General features: G+C 73.7%; 19 protein-coding genes and 1 pseudogene. 11 read left to right on the top strand and 9 right to left on the bottom strand.

What is annotated here, in order from left to right; all coding sequences use genetic code 11:
* Nucleotides 1–76: 76 nt before the first annotated feature.
* The 7 genes from BUE44_RS07855 to BUE44_RS07885 all read right to left on the bottom strand — a co-directional run bounded on the left by BUE44_RS07855 (nt 77) and on the right by BUE44_RS07885 (nt 4,577).
* Nucleotides 77–772 carry a DJ-1/PfpI family protein gene (locus BUE44_RS07855; protein WP_073495233.1) on the bottom strand — a complete coding sequence of 232 codons (696 nt, stop codon included), beginning with the start codon at nt 770–772 and terminating at the stop codon, nt 77–79.
* Nucleotides 773–774: 2 nt separating this feature from the next.
* Entirely contained in the window at nt 775–1,743 is a 969-nt protein-coding gene (locus BUE44_RS07860) for a GlxA family transcriptional regulator (protein WP_073495236.1), read from the bottom strand.
* Nucleotides 1,744–1,906: 163 nt separating this feature from the next.
* Nucleotides 1,907–2,314: a rodlin gene (locus BUE44_RS07865; protein WP_073495240.1), complete on the bottom strand. Its 408-nt coding sequence runs from the start codon at nt 2,312–2,314 to the stop codon at nt 1,907–1,909.
* A gap of 136 nt (nt 2,315–2,450) precedes the next feature.
* On the bottom strand, nt 2,451–2,789 hold the full coding sequence (locus BUE44_RS07870; RefSeq protein ID WP_143172488.1) for a hypothetical protein: 339 nt from the start codon (nt 2,787–2,789) through the stop codon (nt 2,451–2,453).
* Between the two features lie 182 nt (nt 2,790–2,971).
* The gene (locus BUE44_RS39505) at nt 2,972–3,520 is read right to left on the bottom strand and encodes a chaplin family protein (protein ID WP_073495246.1); all 549 of its coding nucleotides are present in this window, start codon (nt 3,518–3,520) and stop codon (nt 2,972–2,974) included.
* Nucleotides 3,521–3,650: 130 nt separating this feature from the next.
* Nucleotides 3,651–3,890, bottom strand: coding sequence for a chaplin (locus BUE44_RS07880; RefSeq protein ID WP_073495249.1), 240 nt, complete (start codon nt 3,888–3,890; stop codon nt 3,651–3,653).
* 276 nt (nt 3,891–4,166) lie between these two features.
* Nucleotides 4,167–4,577, bottom strand: a complete 411-nt coding sequence (locus BUE44_RS07885) for a rodlin (RefSeq protein ID WP_073495252.1) — start codon at nt 4,575–4,577, stop codon at nt 4,167–4,169.
* 378 nt (nt 4,578–4,955) lie between these two features.
* Between BUE44_RS07885 and BUE44_RS07890 the strand changes: the two genes are divergently transcribed.
* From BUE44_RS07890 to BUE44_RS07925, 8 genes are all read left to right on the top strand, one after another.
* On the top strand, nt 4,956–6,176 hold the full coding sequence (locus tag BUE44_RS07890; RefSeq protein ID WP_073495255.1) for a glycosyltransferase family 4 protein: 1,221 nt from the start codon (nt 4,956–4,958) through the stop codon (nt 6,174–6,176).
* Nucleotides 6,173–8,032, top strand: coding sequence for a sugar transferase (locus BUE44_RS39225; protein WP_265737151.1), 1,860 nt, complete (start codon nt 6,173–6,175; stop codon nt 8,030–8,032). Before BUE44_RS07890 ends, BUE44_RS39225 begins: the two co-directional genes overlap by 4 nt.
* Before the next feature lie 7 nt (nt 8,033–8,039).
* Complete coding sequence (locus BUE44_RS07900; RefSeq protein ID WP_073495259.1) at nt 8,040–9,377, top strand: O-antigen ligase family protein; 1,338 nt, start codon at nt 8,040–8,042, stop codon at nt 9,375–9,377.
* Nucleotides 9,338–11,014 carry a lipid II flippase MurJ gene (locus BUE44_RS07905; RefSeq protein WP_079189559.1) on the top strand — a complete coding sequence of 559 codons (1,677 nt, stop codon included), beginning with the start codon at nt 9,338–9,340 and terminating at the stop codon, nt 11,012–11,014. The genes BUE44_RS07900 and BUE44_RS07905 overlap by 40 nt, the downstream gene beginning before the upstream one ends.
* On the top strand, nt 11,004–11,744 hold the full coding sequence (locus BUE44_RS07910; RefSeq protein WP_073495266.1) for a polysaccharide deacetylase family protein: 741 nt from the start codon (nt 11,004–11,006) through the stop codon (nt 11,742–11,744). Before BUE44_RS07905 ends, BUE44_RS07910 begins: the two co-directional genes overlap by 11 nt.
* A 361-nt stretch (nt 11,745–12,105) precedes the next feature.
* Entirely contained in the window at nt 12,106–13,221 is a 1,116-nt protein-coding gene (locus BUE44_RS07915; protein ID WP_073495269.1) for a glycosyltransferase, read from the top strand.
* Nucleotides 13,222–13,229: 8 nt separating this feature from the next.
* Nucleotides 13,230–13,829 (top strand): lipopolysaccharide biosynthesis protein, encoded by a 600-nt coding sequence (locus BUE44_RS07920; RefSeq protein ID WP_235001961.1) that lies wholly within the window; start codon nt 13,230–13,232, stop codon nt 13,827–13,829.
* Nucleotides 13,826–14,995 (top strand): GNAT family N-acetyltransferase, encoded by a 1,170-nt coding sequence (locus tag BUE44_RS07925; RefSeq protein ID WP_073495276.1) that lies wholly within the window; start codon nt 13,826–13,828, stop codon nt 14,993–14,995. Before BUE44_RS07920 ends, BUE44_RS07925 begins: the two co-directional genes overlap by 4 nt.
* A 303-nt stretch (nt 14,996–15,298) precedes the next feature.
* Here the strand turns inward: BUE44_RS07925 and BUE44_RS07930 are convergent.
* Nucleotides 15,299–16,444, bottom strand: a pseudogene (locus tag BUE44_RS07930) (glycoside hydrolase family 26 protein); the annotation flags it as partial.
* A 425-nt stretch (nt 16,445–16,869) separates the two neighbouring features.
* On the opposite strand from BUE44_RS07930, the gene BUE44_RS07935 reads away from it, so the two are divergent.
* Nucleotides 16,870–17,295 (top strand): tyrosinase cofactor, encoded by a 426-nt coding sequence (locus BUE44_RS07935; protein ID WP_235001962.1) that lies wholly within the window; start codon nt 16,870–16,872, stop codon nt 17,293–17,295.
* Nucleotides 17,296–17,310: 15 nt separating this feature from the next.
* Nucleotides 17,311–18,180: a tyrosinase family protein gene (locus BUE44_RS07940; protein ID WP_073495285.1), complete on the top strand. Its 870-nt coding sequence runs from the start codon at nt 17,311–17,313 to the stop codon at nt 18,178–18,180.
* 57 nt (nt 18,181–18,237) lie between these two features.
* On the opposite strand, the gene BUE44_RS07945 is transcribed toward BUE44_RS07940, so the two are convergent.
* Nucleotides 18,238–18,513: a chaplin gene (locus tag BUE44_RS07945; protein ID WP_073495288.1), complete on the bottom strand. Its 276-nt coding sequence runs from the start codon at nt 18,511–18,513 to the stop codon at nt 18,238–18,240.
* A gap of 180 nt (nt 18,514–18,693) precedes the next feature.
* Between BUE44_RS07945 and BUE44_RS07950 the strand changes: the two genes are divergently transcribed.
* Nucleotides 18,694–19,197 carry a DUF5949 family protein gene (locus BUE44_RS07950; RefSeq protein ID WP_073495291.1) on the top strand — a complete coding sequence of 168 codons (504 nt, stop codon included), beginning with the start codon at nt 18,694–18,696 and terminating at the stop codon, nt 19,195–19,197.
* The last annotated feature ends 5 nt before the right edge of the window (nt 19,198–19,202 follow it).

A 19,202-nucleotide genomic window follows, 5' to 3' on the forward strand; every position in this document is an offset into this window, starting at 1 on the left:
CGGGCCGCCCGCGGTTACGCCCTCTGCACACAGGGGGGCGACCGCATGTGAGCCGCTCCCCTTCGCGGGCTGCGCCTCACGGTAGCCGTAAGCGTGGCGGCGCGTCGTGGCTTGTCGCGCAGTCCCCCGCGCCCCTGGGGGGGAGGACGACGAGGTCGCTCGCTCGTAGGGCGGCGAGCAGTTCCGGTGGTGCGGAGGAGGGGGAACCGGTGGTGTACGGCGGGTCGGGAGCGTATTCGACGACGAGTTGGATGGCCTCGGCCACGGCGTCGCCGGCGAGGCGCCCGGCCAGGTGGAGTGCGAGGTCGATGCCGGCGGAGACGCCCGCGGCGGTGGCGTATTTGCCGTCGAAGACGACGCGGTCGGTGCTCGGGACGGCGCCGAAGGAGGGGAGGTGCTCCAGGGCGATCCAATGGGAGGCCGCGCGGCGGCCGGTGAGCAGGCCCGCGGCGGCGAGGAGCAGGGAACCCGAGCAGACGGAGGTCGTCCAGGTGGTGCCGGGGTCGACGGCACGGAACCAGTCGAGGATCGACGCGTCGCCGAGCGCCGCCCCCGTTCCCGGGCCGCCGGGGACGACCAGCAGGTCGGGGGAGGTGACCTCGGCCAGGGGGCGGTCGGCGGTCAGCGCGAGGCTGGCCATGTCGGTACGTACGGGGCCGGCCTCGACCGCGGTGAAGACCACCTCGGCCTCGGGGATACGGGAGAGGATCTCGTACGGGCCGACCACGTCGAGCCCGGTGAAGCCCTCGTAGAGCAGTACGGCTATCTGCATCCTCAACTCCTGACGGCGTGGAAGCGCCGGCGGTATTCCGCCGGCGGGACGGCCAGCGTGCGGACGAAGGCGCGGCGCATGGCCTCGGCTGTGCCGTAGCCGGCGGCTCGGGCGATCTCGGCGATCCCCGACCCGGTGTCCTCAAGGAGCCGGCGGGCGGCTTCCAGCCGGGTCCTGTCGACGTACTGGCCTGGTGTGACACCGACCTCGGCGCGGAAAGCGCGGGCGAATTGCCGCGGGGAGAGGGCGGCGCGTCCGGCGAGCGCGTCCACCGACAGGTCGGCGTCCGGATGCTCGGTGATCCAGCGCTGGACCTCGCGCAGGGGGTGCCGCTGGGCGAGCTGGGCGGCCAGCTGCGTGCTGAACTGCGCCTGGCTGCCGGGCCTGCGCAGGAAGACCACCAGCCCGCGGGCCACCGCGAGCGCGACGTCCCGGCCGAGGTCCTCCTCGACCAGCGCGAGTGCCAGGTCGATGCCCGCGGTGACACCGGCGGAGGTCGCGTACCGGCCGTCCCGTACGAAGATCGGCTCGGGGTCGACCGTGATGCGCGGGAAACGGCGGGCGAGCGCGCCGCAATACGCCCAGTGCGTGGTCGCCCGGCGGCCGGCCAGCAGCCCCGCCTCGGCCAGCAGGAAAGCGCCGGTGCAGACGGACACGACCCGCCCGGCGCCGGGGGCGAGCGCCGCGATCCGCGCGACGACCTCCGGGTCCGCCGGGTACGTGCCGCGGCCGCCGGGCACCAGCAGGACGTCGGGCGCGGCGGCGGCCCGCAGGTCCTCGTCGGGAAGCAGCCGCAGCCCGGCGGAGGTGCGTACCGGCCCGCCGCCGAGCGCCGCGGTCCGTACCCGGTACGCGGGTGGGTCCGCCTCCCCCGTCGCTCCGGCGGCCCCCGCGAAGACTTCGAGCGGGCCGGTCACGTCGAGGCTCTGCACGCCCTCGAAGAGCACGATGAGCACGTCATGGCTGGTCACGCGGCTCAGCCTGGCAGCCCGGCCGGGTGGCGGCAATGACGGGTTTCCCACCTTTCCTGCCATGGCCGCCACGGGCGGGAGGCCGGGAACGAGGGAGGGCCGCCGGCGGGATCGCCGGCGGCCCGGGGTGGAGCGGGTGATGCGGGTCGCGCGGGGTGGAACGTCACCCGTTGCGGACGCCGTTGCCGGCCAGGACCGGGATGTTGCTGAGGATGTGCGAGAGGGGCTCGTCGCCCTTGATCTGACTGGAATTCTCGGCGCACTGCTGGTTCTGCGGCGAGCTGAGCACGTTGACGTCGGGGACCTGCACCGGGACGACGCCAACGACCGAGCCCACGTTGGCCTTGGCGGGCAGAGCGATGCAGGGCTTGTTCAGGCTGCCCTGCACCAGACCGATCTGCGGGCTCTGGGTGCCGCTGGTGCTCGTGTTGCCGTAGTTCTGCTGGGACCCGTTGCCGTTCACCGTCGTGGTGCCGTCGTCGTTGCCGAGCGCCATGGCCGGGGAGGCGGTGGCGCCGACAGCGACGACCGAGGCGGCGAGAGCGGCTCCGGCCAGCATCTTCTTGATCATTGAGTGTCCTTTTGCGGTGCTATGACGCGTGGTTCTGGAGGAAGGGCCCGGGCGGCCCGGCCGACCGCACACCGCGGTTCGGTTCCGGCGGTTCCCCTCGATGGCCGAGCCGGGCCGCCCATGACGTAACGGCCCGTCAGGTGCTGACGCCGCTGAGCGGCACCCCGCCGAGCAGCAGGGCGCCGGGCACGGCACCGACAAGACCGGACTCGGCGACGCCCTGGGCGACCAGAGCCGCCTGGCCCACGAGAGCGTCGGCCGAAGTGTCGCCCCGGAGGTGGTCGCTCGCCTGGGCGAGCGTGCTCAGCATGGGTGCGGCCTGCGTGGCGTCAGCGGCCTTCTGCAGCGGCTGCTCGTTGAGAACCTGCACAACACCGCCGTTGATACTGGTGGGCACCGTGCTCGCGCTGTCGGCGCTCGCCGTGTCGGCGAACGCGGGGGCACCCACGCCGACCGCCATGATGGATCCGACCACAACCACTGCAGCCTTCGAGTAGTTCACTTGCCACCCTTTCCGTAGCGCCGTATTCCTTCCGGAATGACAACGACTACTTTTCTGAACAGAAACTGTGCGCGGACCCGTCGCCTGACAATCACCCGATAGTGCGGCAACAGCTTGACTTTCCGCACCCGGGCAGAAAAATGCTCAGGAATCGCTCAAGAATTCGCACGCTGTACACGCGCCGCACGAGTGGAGCGCCGATAGAGCATCGCGCCGCCCATCAGCAGCACCGCGCCCGCGCCCACCGCCGTGCCCACCGCGCCGGACGACGCGCCGGTCTCCGCGAGTTGCGTGTGCACTTCGGGCGTCGCGGCCTGAGCCGGCGGCTCGGCGCGCGGTCCCGGCACCACGGGGGTGGCGGGCACCTCAGCGTTCGCACAGGAATTCCCGCTCGCCGCGTTGAGCAGCGCGGCGACGTCGACGGAGTTGCCGCACACGTTCACCGGCGCCTCGACCGGGAGACTCACGTTGTTTCCGGAAAGCAGTCCGGGGGAGCCCTCCGCAGTGCCCTCAGCGGTTGCCCCGGGTGAATAGCTGTCGCTCGGCGAATCGGCCTCCTGCGACTGGACGGCGGCTGAACGGCCCGATTCGCTCGGACCGCCCTGCGCGTCGGAGTCCGCGTTCGCATAGCCTCCCGTCGCGGCGAGAATACTGCTCGCGGCAGCAACGGTGAGCAGACTCCGGTTCAGGATCTGTCGTCGCATCGACTCATTTTCTCCGCTCGTGCAACTCGTACATAAGGTGGTGAGGATGACGGGGCGCCCGGGAGCGCTGCGCACTCGGCCGGGCGGGACCTGATCAGAGCGTGGTGCCCGACCGGTTCGACTCCGGTCGTCAGTCGGCGTTGACGCAGGCGTTGCCGAACGCGGGGTTCAGCAGCGCGATGACGTTGACGGTGTTGCCGCACACGTTGACCGGTACGTGCACCGGCACCTGGATGAGGTTGCCGGAGGCCACGCCCGGGGAGTTCGCGGCAACGGCGCTCGCGCCGGCGCTGGCGAACGCCGGGGTGGCGATGCCCATCGCGATGACGGTTCCGGCGGTGAACGCTGCGGCCCTGGTGATCTTCTTCATGGTTTTACTCCTTATTTGTCGGCGGCGGCGACCTCCCCCTGTCACGGCTTTCGTGACGGCGGACCCGCCATTCGCGGGTGTCGTGCACCGCGCCGAACGGTCAACGACGATTGATGCCGATAGGTGACTCACAACCCCCGTTCGGGGACGTTGTCCACTCGAATGGAGGGCGTGAATCTGCCTACCGTTACGAGGAACGGCCCCAGTCGCCGACTTTCCACCGGCGGTCGGAGCCGCGACCGGGGGGACTCGGCGGCCCCTGTGGCGGCCGCGTCCTCAGTGGTTGGTCCGGCCGTTGCCGGACAGCACCGGGATGCCGTCCAGGACGTGCGACAGCGGCTCGTCACCCTTGACCTGGCTGGAGCTCTCGGTGCACTGCTGGTTCTGCGGCGAGCTGAGCACGTTGACGTCCGGGACCTGCACCGGGATGACGCCGGCGACCGCGCCGAGGTTGGCCTTGGCCGGGAGGGCGACGCACGGCTTGTTGAGCGAGCCCTGGATCAGGGCGAACGAGGGGCTCATGTAGCCGCCGGTGGAGGTGTTGCCGTAGTTCTGCTCGGAACCGTTGCCGTTGGCCGTCGCAGTCCCGTGATCGTCTCCGATGGCCATCGCCTGCGGAGCAACCGACGCCGAGACGCCTGCGACGGAGACGGCCACGGCAGCCGCGGCGAGGAATTCCTTGATCACGGTGGGTCCTTTCCGAACCGGAGGGGGAACGCCCCCGGAAAATGGGTCGAACTGCCCAACACCGATTCAGAAGTTTGGTAATGACCCTTCATCCGAACGGATATTTTCACCCGTGGCCGTCGCCTGAACCAGGCACAGGAGTGAGCCTGCACCGGCAGGCTGACATGACGTCTTCTCCCTGCGATGTGATCTTCATAAGAGCTGAACGGCCCGCCTGTTCGCGCGGCTTACGTGATTCTCGACGCGCCTTCTGCGACGGTGCATTCCTGTTTCCCGGGATTACCTGGTCGGCTCGGCATTCGTTGAGACCACACAGCCGCCCGCCCGCGGGACCGAGTGGCGGGGTTTGACGGGCTCGTAGAGGGAGAACGGCGCGCGATGCCGCAACAGCAGGACGGACTTGCCGGGCTGACGGTGCTGCACATGGCCCAGCCCGTCGACGGCGGAGTGGCCCGCGTCGTGGCGGACCTGGTCCGCGCGCAGGTACGGGCGGGGGCGCGGGTCGTCGTCGGCTGCCCCGACCCGGGCGCCCGGGGGCGGACGAGGGCGCCCGACCCGCAGATGCCGGCGCCCGACATGCTGCCGGAAGCCGCCGAGCGCGCCGGCGCGCGGATCGTGCACTGGCCGGCCGGCCGCGCCCCCGGCCCCGCGCTCCCCCGCGAGGTCGCCGCGGCGGCCCGACTCGTGCGCGCGGTGGGCCCCGACCTGCTGCACCTGCACAGCGCCAAGGCGGGCCTCGCCGTACGCCTCGCCGTACGCGGCCGGGTGCCGACCGTCTTCCAGCCGCACGCCTGGTCCTTCGACGCGGTCGGCGGCGCCACCGCCGCGGCCGCGCGGGCCTGGGAGCGGTACGCCGCGCGCTGGGCGGACCGGGTGCTGTGCGTCAGCGACGCGGAGTGCCGTGCCGGGCGGCGGGTCGGCCTGCGCGCCCGCTGGGCCGTGGTGCGCAACGGCGTCGACCTCGCCCGCTTCAGGCCCACCGCCGACCGCGACGCCGTCAGGGCCGCGCTGCCCGCGCTGTCCGATGCCGGGCCGGACGCGCCGCTGGTGGTCTGCGTCGGGCGGCTGTGCCCGCAGAAGGGCCAGGACGTGCTGCTGCGCGCCTGGCCGGCGGTCACCGCGGCACTTCCCGCCGCCCGCCTCGTCCTGGTCGGCGACGGGCCCGACCACCGGCGGCTGCTGCTCGGCGCGCCACCCGGCGTCCTGCTCGCCGGCGCCGCCCGCGACACCGTGCCGTGGTATCAGGCAGCGGACGTCGTCGTGCTGCCCTCCCGCTGGGAGGGCATGGCGCTGGCGCCGCTGGAAGCGATGGCCTGCGGGCGCGCGGTGGTCGCCACCGACGTGAGCGGTGCCCGCGAAGGCCTCCACCCGGTCGACGCCGCCGACTGCGTCGTCCCCGTCGAGGATGCCGCCGCCCTGTCCGCGGCGCTGCTTCGGCTGCTCACCGACCGGCCCGTGCGGACCGCCGCGTCCCTGCGCGCCCTCGCCCAGGCCCGCGACCGGCACGACGGGGCGAGAGCCGCGGCCGACGTCGCGGCGGTCTATCGCGAGGTGCTGGCCCTCCCGCACCCCGCCCGCGCCCGGCGGCTCCCCCGGTGACCCCCGAGCCCACTCCCCGCACCTGCGACGCGACCCGCCCCGACTCCGAACGGGTGACGGCACCGCGGACGTACGGACCCGGCCGCCCGGATGCCGAACGCCCCGACGGCCCGCGCCCGTTCGAGCCCGCACCGGCCCGGGGCACGACCACTTACCGCGCGGAGGCCGCGCAGGACGGCGGCCCGCGCCCGTTCGAGCAGGCCCCGGGCCGCCCGGGGACCGACGGCCACGGCAACCGCACGACCACCCAGCACCCGGCGGGCACACGGACGTACGACACCGGCGGGGGCGCCACCGGAGCCGGCACGCGGACGTACGACGCCGCCACGGGCCCCGCCCACGCCGGTGGCACGCGGACGTACGACGCCGGCGCCCCGCAGTCCGCCGGCACCGCGGCCTACCGCGGCGCCCGGAGTGCCCCCGTGGCCGCCCCCTCCCGTGCCCCCGGGCGGCGGGGGGCCGGGCAGCCGCGGCATCGGGCGGTGCGGGAGCGGGTCGGGGGAGTGCTGGCCGCCGCGGACTGCGTGGGGGCGGTCGCGGGGGTCGCGGCCGCGCTGCCGCGTGGGGTGCTGGCCGGGTGTGTGGTCGCCGGGTGCCTGCTGCTCGCACAGTACAGGGCCGGGCTGTACCGGCCCGGTTTCGCGCCCGGGGCCTTCGCCGAACTGCCCGGGCTGGCCTGGCGCGCGGTGCTGGCATGGGGCCTGCTCGCGGTCGTGGCGGGGACCGGCGCCCTCGGCTGGGGGACGCTTCCCGCGGCGGTGGGGGTGACCGTCGGCGTCGCGGGCGCGCTGCGGGCCGTGGTCTACGCGGCGCGCCGCTGGACGGCCCGCAGGCGCCCGTCCTCGACGCTGGTCGTCGGCGCCGACGCGGCGTCCGCCGCCCGGATCGCCGCGGTCCTGCACGCCCGCCCCGAGTACGGCATGCGCCCGGTGGGCCTCGCCGCGCCCATCCCCGTACGCCCGGCGCCGCCCGAACGGCCGGCCCGCGGCGGCCCGCAGGCCGCGCACGCGTCGTACGTACCGCCGCCGGTGCTGCCCGTGCTGCCCTCGCCCGGCGACGTGACCCGGGCGGTGATCCAGAACGCCGTACGGGACGCCGTCGTCGCGGGACCCGCGGCGCTGGACGCCAGGACCACCGCGACCGTACGGCTGCTCGCCGCGCAGGGCTGCCGGCTGTGGCAGGTCGACGGCGGAAGGCCCGGCAATGGCGCCGGCGCCGGCCATTTGTGGGGCCATCCGTGCCGCCGGCTCGAACCGTATCCGCCGACCCCGGGCCGCGCCGCCCGCGGCGGGAAGCGGCTGCTGGACGCCGCCGTCGCCGCCGCCGCGCTGCTCTGCCTGGCGCCGGTGCTCGCCGCGTGCGCGCTCGCCATGCGGCTGGCGGACGGCCCCGGCGTGATCTTCCGTCAGGAGCGGATCGGTCTGCACGGGCGGCCGTTCACGCTGCTGAAGTTCCGTACGCTGCGCCCCGCGGACGAGCACGAGTCGGCGACGCTGTGGAGCGTCGCCGACGACGACCGGATGAGCCGCGCGGGACACCTGCTGCGGCGCACCTCGCTCGACGAACTGCCGCAGCTGTGGAATGTGCTGCGGGGCGACATGAGCCTGGTCGGGCCGCGCCCGGAACGCCCCTACTACGTCACGCAGTTCAGCCAGACCCTGCCCGGCTACGCCGACCGGCACCGGATGCCCGCCGGCATCACCGGCCTCGCCCAGGTGCACGGGCTGCGCGGCAACACCTCGATCGCCGACCGCGCGCGCTTCGACAACCACTACATCGACAGCTGGACGCTGTGGCAGGACGTGTCGATCCTGCTGCGGACCGCCGCCACGCTGTTCCGCTGCGGCGGGAGCTGACCGGCTCATGGCCCTTGCGACGGCGGCCCTCCCGCCGCTCATCCCGCACCGCTTGCGGCGGTACGCGCCGCTGCTGCCGGCGCTGGCCACCGTGCTGCTGCTGGCCGCGCCCGTCACCACCGGCGACGTCAGCACCTCGGGGAAGGTCACCCCGGCCGACGCCGCCTCCGCGGTGCTCGTCGCGACCGCGGCGGTCCGGCTGCTGCGTGACCGCGCCCGCCCGCTGACCCCTTCCGCGGCCGCCGTGCTCGGCGCCCCCGCGCTCGGCTTCGCCGCGGCAGCCGTCACCTCGCTCGACCCGGGCGCGGGGCTCGCCGGATTCCTGCGCTATGTGCAGGTCTTCGTGGCCGTGCCCGCCGCCGTGGTCCTGCTGCTGCGCGACCGCCGCGACTTCGGCGTGGTCGCCGCCGCGATCGTGCTGCTCGCCCTTGTGCAGGGTGCGATCGGCACGTGGCAATACGCCACGGCGAGCGGCGCGTCGTACATGGGCGAGGACATCCGCGCGGTCGGCACCTTCGGCCCCTCCGACGTGATGGGCATGGCGACGGTCGTGGCGTACGGACTGGTGATCTCCGCCGGCTACGCCTTGGCACCGCCGGCTCCCCGCGCCCCGCAATGGCTGCGGCCCGCGGCGATCTGCTGCGCCGCGGTGCTCGTCGTCCCGCTCGCGGTGTCCTTCAGCCGCGGTACGTGGATCGCCACCGCCGTCGCCTGCACGGCGATGATCCTGCTCGCGGGCCGGCGCCAGGCGGTACGCGTCCTGGCCGCGCTCGCCGCGAGCGCCGTCGTCGTCGTCGGCGGCCTCGGCGTCGGATCCCAGCTGATCGGCGCGCGCGCCGCCAGCATCACCCAGGTCACCGATGCCCCCGACTCCTCCGTCACCGACCGCTACACCCTCTGGTCCGCCGCGCTGGGCATGTGGCGCGAACACCCCGTCACCGGCGTCGGCCTCAAGAACTTCCCCGCGGAGCGCGACGGCCACGCCGGTCTCGCGCTGTCGTCGGCGAGCGACACCGCGGGGGCAGGGCAGGCGTTCGCGCGCGAACCGCTGCTCTCTCCGCACAACATGTACCTGCTCGCGCTGAGCGAGCAGGGCCTGCTCGGCTGCACCCTGCTGGTCGGCGGCTGGGCCGCCTTTATCGCGCTCGGCCTGCGCCGGCTCCTCACGGGCCGGCCCGCCGCCCGCAGGGCCGGGCCGGGACTGGCCGCGGTCGGGCTGCTGCTCTGGCAGTGCGTCGACTTCCTCTACGCCGACATCGGCGGCCCCTCGACCGTACTGACCGCGCTGCTTCTGGGCCTCGCGGCATGGTGGGCGCTGCACACCGAGGGCGGCGGCGCGCGGTGACCGACGTCGTACGCGTACGGCCGCGGCCCGGCCCACGGCACGCGGCGCCCCCGCCCGGCTTCGTGGCGCGGGCCGCCGCGGTGACGGCCGGGCTGAGCGTGGCCGGCTCCGTGCTCGGGCTGCTACGCGACCAGGTCATCGCGCGGTTCTTCGGCGCGGGCGCGGACAGCGACGCCTTCCTCGTGGCATGGACGGTCCCCGAACTGGCAGCCACCGTCCTCATCGAGGACGCGATGGCCCTGCTGCTCGTCCCGGCCTTCAGTGCGGCCCTTGCCAAGGGCGGCGCCAGGCCGCTGGTCCGCGGTACATTGCCGCGCCTCGCCGCCCTCCTGGCCGTGGCCACCGCCGCCCTCCTCGCCGCCGCCCCCCTCGCCGTCCACCTTCTCGCCCCCGGCCTCGCCGCCCCGGGCCTCGCCGTCACCTGCACCCGCCTGACCACGGCCACGATCCTCACCTTCGGCCTGGCCGGCTACCTCAGCGCCGCCCTCCGCGCCCACCACCGCTTCCTCCCCCCGGCGGCCGTCTACGTGGCCTACAACGTCGGCATCATCACCACCCTGCTGGCCCTCCACGGCCGCTGGGGCGTCCGCTCGGCCGCCGCCGGTGTCGCGGTCGGCGGCGCGCTGATGGTCCTGGTCCAGTTGCCGTCCTTCGTCCGCGTCATGCGGTCGGGGGCGACGCGCGCGGAAGGCGTGGCAATGGTGCCGGGCCAGTCGCGCCTTCCGGGCCACCCGGCAGGGGTGAACGGCGGCGACACGGCCACGGCCGGCCCTGACGGCCCGGGCAGTGCGGGGCGGGTACGGCTCGGGATGGGGCTCGTCGTGCCCGTCGTCCTGTTCGCCGTCGCCCGGCAAACGCAGGTGCTCGTCGAACGGTTCTTCGCCGCCGGGCTGCCCGCGGGGGCGATCTCGCACCTCAACTACGCCCAGAAGGTCGCGCAACTGCCCATGGCGCTGTCGCTCATGGTCTGCACGGTCACCTTTCCCGTCGTGTCGCGCGCCCTCGCCGGGGGGGACCGCGAGCGTGCCAGGCAGCGGGTCGAGCGGGACCTCACGCTCGCCTGCGTCGTCGTCCTGCTCGGCACCGCCTATGTCGTCGCCTGCGCCCCGCAGATCGTCTCGACGCTCTTCCAGCGCGGGGCCTTCGACGCGGCCGACACCGCCGCGACGGCCGCCGTCATGCGGGTCTACGCACTCGGGCTGCTCGGGCAGAGCCTCGTCGGCGCGCTCATCCGGCCGTACTTCTCCGCCGCCCGGCCCACCTGGTATCCCGTCGCCGCCATGGCCGCGGGCCTGAGCCTCACCGCCGTCGTCGACGGCGCCGCCGTCACGCCGTGGGGCGCGTACGGCATCGCGGCCGGCAATGCCGCGGGGATCAGCCTCACCGCCGTCCTCCTGCTGCGGGGGCTGCCCGCACGCGCGGTGCCCGTCCGGGTGCCCGCCCTCACCGCGGCGGTGTCCCGGTACGTGCTCGCCGCCGCCGCGGCCACCGGTGCCGGGTGGTGCACCACCCGGCTGCTCCCCGGGGCCCCCGCCGCGCTCGCCGCGGCCGCCTGCTGTCTCACCGTCCCGCTCGCCTTCGCCGCCGCGGCCGCCGCGGTCGGCGCACCCGTTCGGAGCCTGCCCCATGCCGCCTGAAGCCGCCCCCTGGGTGCTCATGTACCACTCCGTGGGAGATTGCCGCGACGACCCATACCTCGTCACCGTCAGCCCGCGGCGCCTCGCCGCACAACTCGACTGGCTGCGGCGGTGCGGCCTCACCGGCGTCGGCGTCGCCGAACTCCTGCGGGCCCGGGCGGAAGGCCGCGGGCGCGGGCTCGTCGGGCTCACCTTCGACGACGGTTACGCCGACTTCCTCACCACGGCCGTGCCGCTGCTGCTCCGGTACGGCCACCGCGCCACCGTCTTCGTCCTGCCCGGACGTCTCGGCGGCACCAACGCGTGGGATGCGGACGGGCCGCGAAAACCGCTGCTCACCGCGGAGGAGATCCGGCAGGTCCGGTCCGCCGGGATGGAGGTCGGGTCGCACGGGCTCGTCCACACCGACCTCACGTCGCTGGACGACGTACGGCTCGCCGCCGAGGCGTCCGACAGCCGCGCGCTGCTCGCCGAACTCACCGGGCACGCGCCCGAGGGCTTCTGCTACCCGTACGGCGCGGTCGACGCGCGGGCCGTCCGCGCGGTGCGCTCCGCGGGTTACACCTACGCGTGCGGTGTCGCGCCGGGCGCGCTCGCCGGGTCCTTCGCGCTGGCCCGCACGTATGTCGGCGACCGCGACTCGGCCGCGCGGCTGCGTGCGAAGCGGATCCTGCACGCGTTTCCCGCGGGGCGGGGGCCGCTTGAGCGGTTGCGGAGCCTCCATGCCTAGCCGCTGCCGCGGCGGGCAGGTGGGCACCGCTGCGAGTGGGTCTGCTTGCGCGGTTCCCCACGCCCCTGTCGTGGCTGGCCGCCGCCTTCACACGACCGTCCGACGTGGTTGGACGCGCAGTTCCCCGCGCCCCTGTCGTGGCTGGCCGCCGCCTTCACACGACCGTCCATCAGGCGCGCCCCTGTCGGGGCTGGACGACTTCACACGACCGTCCGACGTGGTTGCGCGCGCGGTTCCCCACGCCCCTGCTGTTGGCTGGCCGCCGTCTACACACGACCGTCCATCAGGCGCGCCCCTGTCGGGGCTGGACGGCGACTTCACACGATGGTTTGCAACTGCAGTGGGTGGGGGGTGAGAGGGGGTGAAGGTCGTGCATGTCATCACTGGGCTCGGGGTTGGGGGGGCTGAGCAGCAGTTGAGGTTGTTGTTGCGGTATTTGCCGGTGGAGGAGGCGGAGTGTCATGTCGTGACGTTGACGAATCCCGGGGTTGTCGCGGAGGGGATCAGAGCGGACGGGACGGGGGTCACGCACCTGGGGATGCGGGGGAACCGGGATCTGGGGGCGGTGCCGCGGCTGGTGCGGGTGATCAGGGCGGGGGGGTTCGACCTGGTGCACACGCATCTTTACCGCGCCTGCGTGTACGGCAGGATCGCCGCCCGCCTGGCGGGGGTGCCGGCGGTGGTGGCTACCGAGCACTCGCTGGGGGACTCGCAGATCGAGGGGCGGCCGCTGAGCGCGGGCACGCGGGCGCTGTACCGCGTGACGGAGCGGATGGGCGCGGGCACCGCCGCGGTGTCCGCGACCGTCGCGCAACGGCTGCGTGACTGGGGTGTCGCGGAGGACCGGATCCGCCTGGTGCCCAACGGCATCGAACCGGCGCGTTTCCGCCACGACCCCGCCGTACGCGCGGCGGTGCGCGAGCGGCTTGGCCTGTCGCCCGCGGACTACGCCGTGGCAGGCGTCGGCCGCCTCGTGCCGGCCAAGCGTTTCGACCTGCTGGTCCGCGCGGCCGCCGCGAACCCCGGCACCTTTCTGCTGCTCGCGGGAACGGGCCCGGAGCGCGGCAATCTGCTACGGCTCGCCGCGGACCTCGGGGCGGCGGACCGCGTCGCGGTGATGAGTTCCGAGGACGGCGGGCCCGATGTGCCCGGCGTGCTCGCCGCGGCGGACCTGTTCGTGTCGCCGAGCCCGGAGGAGGCCTTCGGGCTGGCCGTGGTGGAGGCGCTGGCGGCCGGGCTGCCGGTGCTGTACGCGGCCTGCCCGGCGATCGAGGACCTGCCGCCGTGCGACGCGCCCGGCGCGAGCCGGGTCGGCGGCGACCCGGGGAAATTGGCCGCGGCGATCGGCCGGCAGCGCCGGGCCGGCCCGGTGCGGCTGGCGGTGCCCGCGGCCGTCGAGCACTACCACATCGCCCACACCGCGGACCGCGTCCTGGCCCTGTACGCCTCGGCCCTCGCGTCCGCCAGGAAGAAATGAGCACGCCCATGAAGGCACCCCGCTGGCTTCCGCTCCCGCTGGGCATCGGCGTCGGCCTGCTCGGCGGCCTCGGCTACGGGCTCACCGCGGCGCCGCAATATGCCGCGACCAGCTATGTGATGGTCGTACCCGACCACGCCGACTCGCCGACGGCACTGGGCTTCGCCCAGGCGTACGGCCGGGTGGTGACCGGCTCCGCGGTGCTCGCGGGGGCCCAGGCCGCCGCCGGGGCGCCCGCGGACAGCCTGCGCGGGCACGTACAGGCGCAGACGTCCCCGGACGCGCCGATGATCTCGGTGACCGGTACGGCGTCCAGCGGCGCGGCCGCGGCACGTTACGCCAATGCCGTGGCGCGGTCGCTGACGGCGACCGGCAACCGCAGCGCGGCGAGTACGGGCGTACGCCTGCTGGTCTTCTCGCCCGCCTCCGCGCCCGCCTCCCCCGCCTCGCCGTCGGCGACGCTCTCCGCGGCCGTAGGCGCGAGCGCCGGCGGCCTGCTGGGCGCGCTGGCGCTGCTGGTACGGCCGGCTTCGCGGCGCGAGGACGCGGACGGCGCGGCGGCCGTACCGGCGCCGGCGCACGCCCGCGCGGTCCGGGAGAGCGTGTGACGCCCGCCCCCGCCGGCGACCTGGCCGTCACCGTCTGCCGCGACCCGCGGGAATTCGCCGCGCTCGCGGAGGAGTGGACGGCCCTGCACCGGCGCTGCCCGCAGGCGACGCCTTTCCAGAGCCACGCCTGGCTGCACTCCTGGTGGCTGTCGTACGCCACCCGCCGGGACCGGCTCCGGGTGGTGCTGGTGCGCCGCCAAGGCGTCCTGGTGGGCGCGGCGCCGCTGCTGCGCACCTATCGGCCGCTGCCGGTGCTGCTGCCGCTGGGCGGCGGGATCACGGACTACGCCGACGTCCTGGTCGCGGCCGACGCCTCGTCGGGCGGCGCGCCCGACGCGCAGGTGACCGCCGCCCTCGCCGCCGGGCTGCGACGTGCCGCGCGCGGGGCGGTGGTCGATCTGCGCGAGGTGCGGCCGGGCGGTGCGGCCCTGGCGCTGTACGAGACGTGGCGCGGGCCCAAGCGGCGGGCGGCCGGCTCCGTGTGCCTGGAACTGCCCGGGCTGCCGATGGACGGGCTCGTCGCGCGGGTCGGCAGTTCGCGCGGCCAGCGCATCAGGGCCGATCTGCGCAAGCTGGACGCGGCGGGCGTGGTCGAGCGCGACGTCGCCGCGCACGAGGTGCGGGACGCGGTCGCCACCATGCTGCGGCTGCACCATATGCAGTGGCGGGGGCGCGGGGTGACACCGGAGCACGTGCGGCCGCGGTTCGCCGAGCACCTGACGCGCGCGGCGGCCGCGATGGTGGCGGCGGGCGACGCGGTGGTGACCGAATTCAGCGTCGGCGGCACGGTGGTCGCGGCGAACCTGACCGTCCTGTCGCCCGCCCTTGCCGGCGGATACCTCTACGGCGCCCACCCGGACCTGCGCCGCACCAAGGTCGACGTGACGACGCTGCTGATGCGGCACGGCGTACGCCACGCGGCAGGCGCCGGGCGGCCGGTGCTGTCGCTGCTGCGGGGCGCGGAGCCGCACAAATTCCACTGGCGGCCCGAGCACCTGGCCAACGAGCGGCTGCTGCTCGCCAACCGCCCGCTCGCGCCGGTTCTCCACACCCGCCACGCACTGGCCGCGGCCCGCACCCGCCTGGTCCGCGCCGCCGCGTCCCGGCTGCCCGCGCTCCGGGCCTGGCGCGCCCGCCTGAACGACCTGCGGGCACGCCGGGTGTGACGCGGGGCCGGTGCGTCACGCGGTCCTCTTCGGGGCCCCCTTCGCCTTCGGCACCTTCTTGGTGAGGTGGATACAGACCTCGCCGCTCTCGTACTGCTTCTTCATCTCGTCGCTCAGCTCAAGAGGCCGGCACCCCTCGGCAGGGCGCGACGGCTTCGGTACGGGCGCGGCCCCTGGCGGCGTCGCGGGGGTGCCGGGCGCGGTCGGCGCGGGCGTCGGTACGGCGGGGACCGGTCTCGGCGTCACGGAGGGCCTCGGCGGCGCCGTCGGCTTCGGCGTCACGGTGGGCCTCGGCGGCGCCGTTGGCTTCGGCGTCACAGCCGGGGTCGGCGTCACGGAGGGCTTCGGCGGCGCCGTCGGCTTCGGCGTCACAGCCGGGGGCCGCACGGAGGGTTTCGGCGTCACGGAAGGCGTGGCAATGGGCTTCTGGGTCGCCGTTGGCGTCGCGGACGGCAGCGGTTCGGGCCGGGTGCCGGCGGCGGAGAGCATCGCACGGAAGACCCTGGAGGACTTCGGGTTCTCCGAGCACTGCCACACCCCGTGCGGGCAGTAGTCGGTGACGGTCTGGTAGAGGACCTTGTGCTCGCTCATCCAGTGCAGCATGTGTTCGACGTAGTCCGGGTCGTCGCCGTTCCTGAACAGCCCCCACTCCGGGTAGGAGACCTCCTTGCCGTGCCGGGAGGCGAAGTCGACCTGCGCCTGGAGCCCGTAGGGCTGGGTGACCTGCTCGTCGAAGGACTCGCCGGGCGGCTGGTCATAGGAGTCCATGCCGATGATGTCGACGGTGTCGTCGCCGGGGTAGCACTCGGTCCACGGGACGTCGTCGGTGCCGCGGCTGGGCGCGAAGTCGAAGCGGAAGTTCTGGCCGGACACTGCCCGCATCGCGGTGACGATGCGGTTCCAGTAGGCCTTCCAGTCCTCCGGATCGGGGCCGCAGCGGTGCGAGTACGTGGTGCCGTTCATCTCCCAGCCGAGCACGATCACGGTGTCGGGCACACCCAGCTCCACCAGGTGCCGCGCCAGCCGGGTGAAGTGCTCGTCGAAGTCGCCCTCGGCGCCCCGCCGGATCAGCGAGCGGACCTCGCGGTCGCCGAGGTGGTCCTCGTTGCGCTCCTGCATCGGCACATTGAGCACGAAGAGCCGGCTCGGGTCGGCCCGCCGCCAGTCTGCCCACGGCTGCAGCAGGTCCTGCTCGCCCTCGATGGCGTCCCAGCTGTCACCGGGAAGGTAGGTGTGGCCGACCCGCACCGGTGTGCCGCCGAGCCAGTCCTCCAGGTCGGCGAGGTTCTGGACGCCCTGGCTGCCGGAGTCGGTGAAGGCGCCCATATACGGGGCGTTCAGCGGCGCCGGGCGGGGAGGAGTGCCGGTGAAGGCGGAGCCGAGAGCGGCAGGCGCCGTGCCGGTCATCAGCAGTGCAGCCGCGGCGACTCCGACGCCCGTGCCCGCCATCCAGTGGCGTCCGTTGGCCATGGTCACTCCTTGCTCGTCGGGCGCGGGCGCCGGGGACGCACACCCGCACAGGCACGGGTGGGGTGAGCGTGCCTCCTCTCCGCCAGTCATAACGTATGAGGAATCAATGTGCGCCCGGACATGGGCCATACGCGTCGTCAAGCTCCGTACACATGAGGGAATACGGGCCCTGGACCGTCATCCGACGTATCGTCAATGCCGCCGATTCATACCGGCAGGAAGCCGATGCGGGAATCACTCGGGCGGATGAATTTCCGGTCGCCGCTCACCGATAGTCCGGAGTTGCTCACCCCTACGGCTGCATGATGGCCCGGCAGTCGACCGTCACAAACGGACAAGGGGAGTCGGCCATGGGCGAATCCGATGCCACAGAGAAAAGCCGCGGGAAATCTCCGCGCTCCTCCGTGACCCGCAGACGGGTGATCAGGACGGGCGTGACGGCCGTCGCCGCAGTGTCGGGGACCGCGGCGGCGCTGCGGCCGATGCTGACGTCGCATCAGCAGCCGGCCGACGACGTGCCCGGCGACCCCTTCGCCGACACAGGGGCCGACGGCGCGCCGGAGGCGCCGCTCGCACCGGGGGCGGTGGCCGCGCTCTTCGACGAGGTCTACCGGGGCCGCCGCATCCAGGGCTTCCCCGACGCCGGCGAGGACGGGGTGGCCCTCACGGTCGACGGGATGCCGTTGCGGGTCATGCGGCGGGTCGACGGCAGCTGGATCAGCGCGGCCAACCACTACCAGCCGTATACGACGCCGCTGGCCACCGCCAGGGGCGCGGTCGACGTCATCGGGCGGGCCGGACTGTCCATGACAACCGAGCACCACCACTGATCGGGGCCGTCACCGGTGTACACCCGTATGAACCAGCGCAATCTGACCAGCAGCCAGCGCACCCGCTTCGTCGAGGCGGTCATCGAGCTCAAGCACTCCGGGGGCTACGACAAGTACGTGCGGCTGCACGCCGAATACTTCGCCGCCGACGGCGAGAGCGGGCTGCGGATGGCGCACATGGCGCCGACGTTCTTCCCCTGGCACCGACAGTTCCTGCTGCTGTTCGAGCGCGAACTGCGGACGATCGACGCCGAGATCACCATCCCGTACTGGGACTGGACCGTCGACGACAAGCCGATGTCCGCGCTGTGGGCGGCGGACTTCATGGGCGGCGACGGGCGGGACAGCGACGGGCAGGTGACGACCGGGCCGTTCGCGTACCGGACGGGCGACTGGCCGATCACCTACGGCGTCACCGACGAGAAGTACCTGACCCGCAACATGGGCCGGCCCGACAACCCGATCGCGCTGCCGAGCCAGGCCGAGCTGAGCGACGCGCTGGCGATCGGGACGTACGACACGGCGCCGTGGAATTCAGCGCCGGGCACGCAGGGCTTCCGCAACAAGATCGAGGGCTGGACGGTCAGCGAGACCCTCGGCGGCTATCTGCACAACCGGGTGCACCAGTGGGTCGGCGGCCACATGATCGGTGCCGCCTCGCCGAACGATCCGGTCTTCTGGCTGCACCACTCCTTCATCGACCTGATCTGGGTGCGCTGGCAGCGCCTGCACCCGGCATCGCCCTACCTGCCGGCCGAGCCGCTGGCCGCGAACGACCCCGAGCACGGCCGGGTGGTCAGCGCGGACGAACCGATGCCGCCCTTCGGTGTGAAGCCGTCGGCAGTCTTCGACCACCGGCAGTTCTACACGTACGAAGAGGACTGAGGGCACGCGAAACGGCCTCCCGTACGCGAGGTGACGGGAGGCCGTACTGACGCGGAATTACCACTCGCCGCCGTCGTCGTGCACGTGCGTCTCCGAGCTGTTCACGCACTGGTTGCCGAACGCCGGGTTCAGCAGGCCGATCACGTTCACGGAGTTGCCGCAGACGTTGACCGGGACGTGCACCGGGACCTGGGCCAGGTTGCCGGAGAGCACACCCGGGGAACCGACGGCAGCGCCCTGGGCACCGGAGTCGGCAGCGGCCATTCCGGCGCCTGCGGCCAGAACGGCACCCGCGGCGGCGGTGACAGCCGCAGCCTTTGCGATACGCGACATCAAGCATCTCCCTGGTACGAAAAAACAGCCGCAAAACACTGCGGCTTTGACGCAGTGTGCAACGTAAGGGGATCACGAATAGTCACGCAGGTTGAGCTGAACCAGTGATTCGATATCGGGTTGCTCCGATGGAGTGACATACGCGGCAGCCCGCCGCTTCCGACGGTTAGGGTCCGGCGCATGACCCAGACCAATGCCGCGTCCGGCACGTCACTGATGAGCCGCCTCGGCACCCTCGTGGTGATCCCGTGGGCGGGCGGGAACCAGAACGACGACCGCGACATGGCTTTCCTGATGGCCTACACCCTCGGCGACGGCGTGGCGGGCCGGGAGGGTTCCGAGGAAGCCGCTCTGACGGTCGCGAAGGAGGCGGGGCTGCCTGTCGGCGGGACCGTTCTCGATGTCGCCCGGGTGCCGAAGTCCCCGGTGAAGGTACTGGTCGAGGGCGGCAAGGCGGTCCTGACGATGCCGTACCTGCATGTGGCCTGCCCCGTCCCCGAGCAGTGGGTCGCGGCCGCGCGCGACCGCGGGACGGTCTACGTCATCCTCGCCAGCCGGCCCTGGCCCGAGGCCGTACCGGGAAGGGCGGTCACCGAGGCCGCCCTCCAGAGCTTCGCGGCGGACGAGTCCGTCCTGGGCACGGCCGCGCACTGCCTGGTGCCGGTGAGCTCGCTCAGGTCCTGACGGTC

The organism is Actinacidiphila paucisporea, from assembly GCF_900142575.1.
In the GTDB taxonomy this organism is placed as follows: domain Bacteria; phylum Actinomycetota; class Actinomycetes; order Streptomycetales; family Streptomycetaceae; genus Actinacidiphila; species Actinacidiphila paucisporea.

Excerpts from the sequence above, each read along its gene's own strand:
- BUE44_RS07855 (WP_073495233.1), bottom strand. The coding sequence starts at position 772 with ATGCAGATAGCCGTACTGCTCTACGAGGGCTTCACCGGGCTCGACGTG.
- BUE44_RS07865 (WP_073495240.1), bottom strand. The coding sequence starts at position 2,314 with ATGATCAAGAAGATGCTGGCCGGAGCCGCTCTCGCCGCCTCGGTCGTC.
- BUE44_RS39505 (WP_073495246.1), bottom strand. The coding sequence starts at position 3,520 with ATGCGACGACAGATCCTGAACCGGAGTCTGCTCACCGTTGCTGCCGCG.
- BUE44_RS07880 (WP_073495249.1), bottom strand. The coding sequence starts at position 3,890 with ATGAAGAAGATCACCAGGGCCGCAGCGTTCACCGCCGGAACCGTCATC.
- BUE44_RS07890 (WP_073495255.1), top strand. The coding sequence starts at position 4,956 with ATGCCGCAACAGCAGGACGGACTTGCCGGGCTGACGGTGCTGCACATG.
- BUE44_RS07900 (WP_073495259.1), top strand. The coding sequence starts at position 8,040 with ATGGCCCTTGCGACGGCGGCCCTCCCGCCGCTCATCCCGCACCGCTTG.
- BUE44_RS07905 (WP_079189559.1), top strand. The coding sequence starts at position 9,338 with ATGGTGGGCGCTGCACACCGAGGGCGGCGGCGCGCGGTGACCGACGTC.
- BUE44_RS07910 (WP_073495266.1), top strand. The coding sequence starts at position 11,004 with ATGCCGCCTGAAGCCGCCCCCTGGGTGCTCATGTACCACTCCGTGGGA.
- BUE44_RS07920 (WP_235001961.1), top strand. The coding sequence starts at position 13,230 with ATGAAGGCACCCCGCTGGCTTCCGCTCCCGCTGGGCATCGGCGTCGGC.
- BUE44_RS07945 (WP_073495288.1), bottom strand. The coding sequence starts at position 18,513 with ATGTCGCGTATCGCAAAGGCTGCGGCTGTCACCGCCGCCGCGGGTGCC.
- BUE44_RS07950 (WP_073495291.1), top strand. The coding sequence starts at position 18,694 with ATGACCCAGACCAATGCCGCGTCCGGCACGTCACTGATGAGCCGCCTC.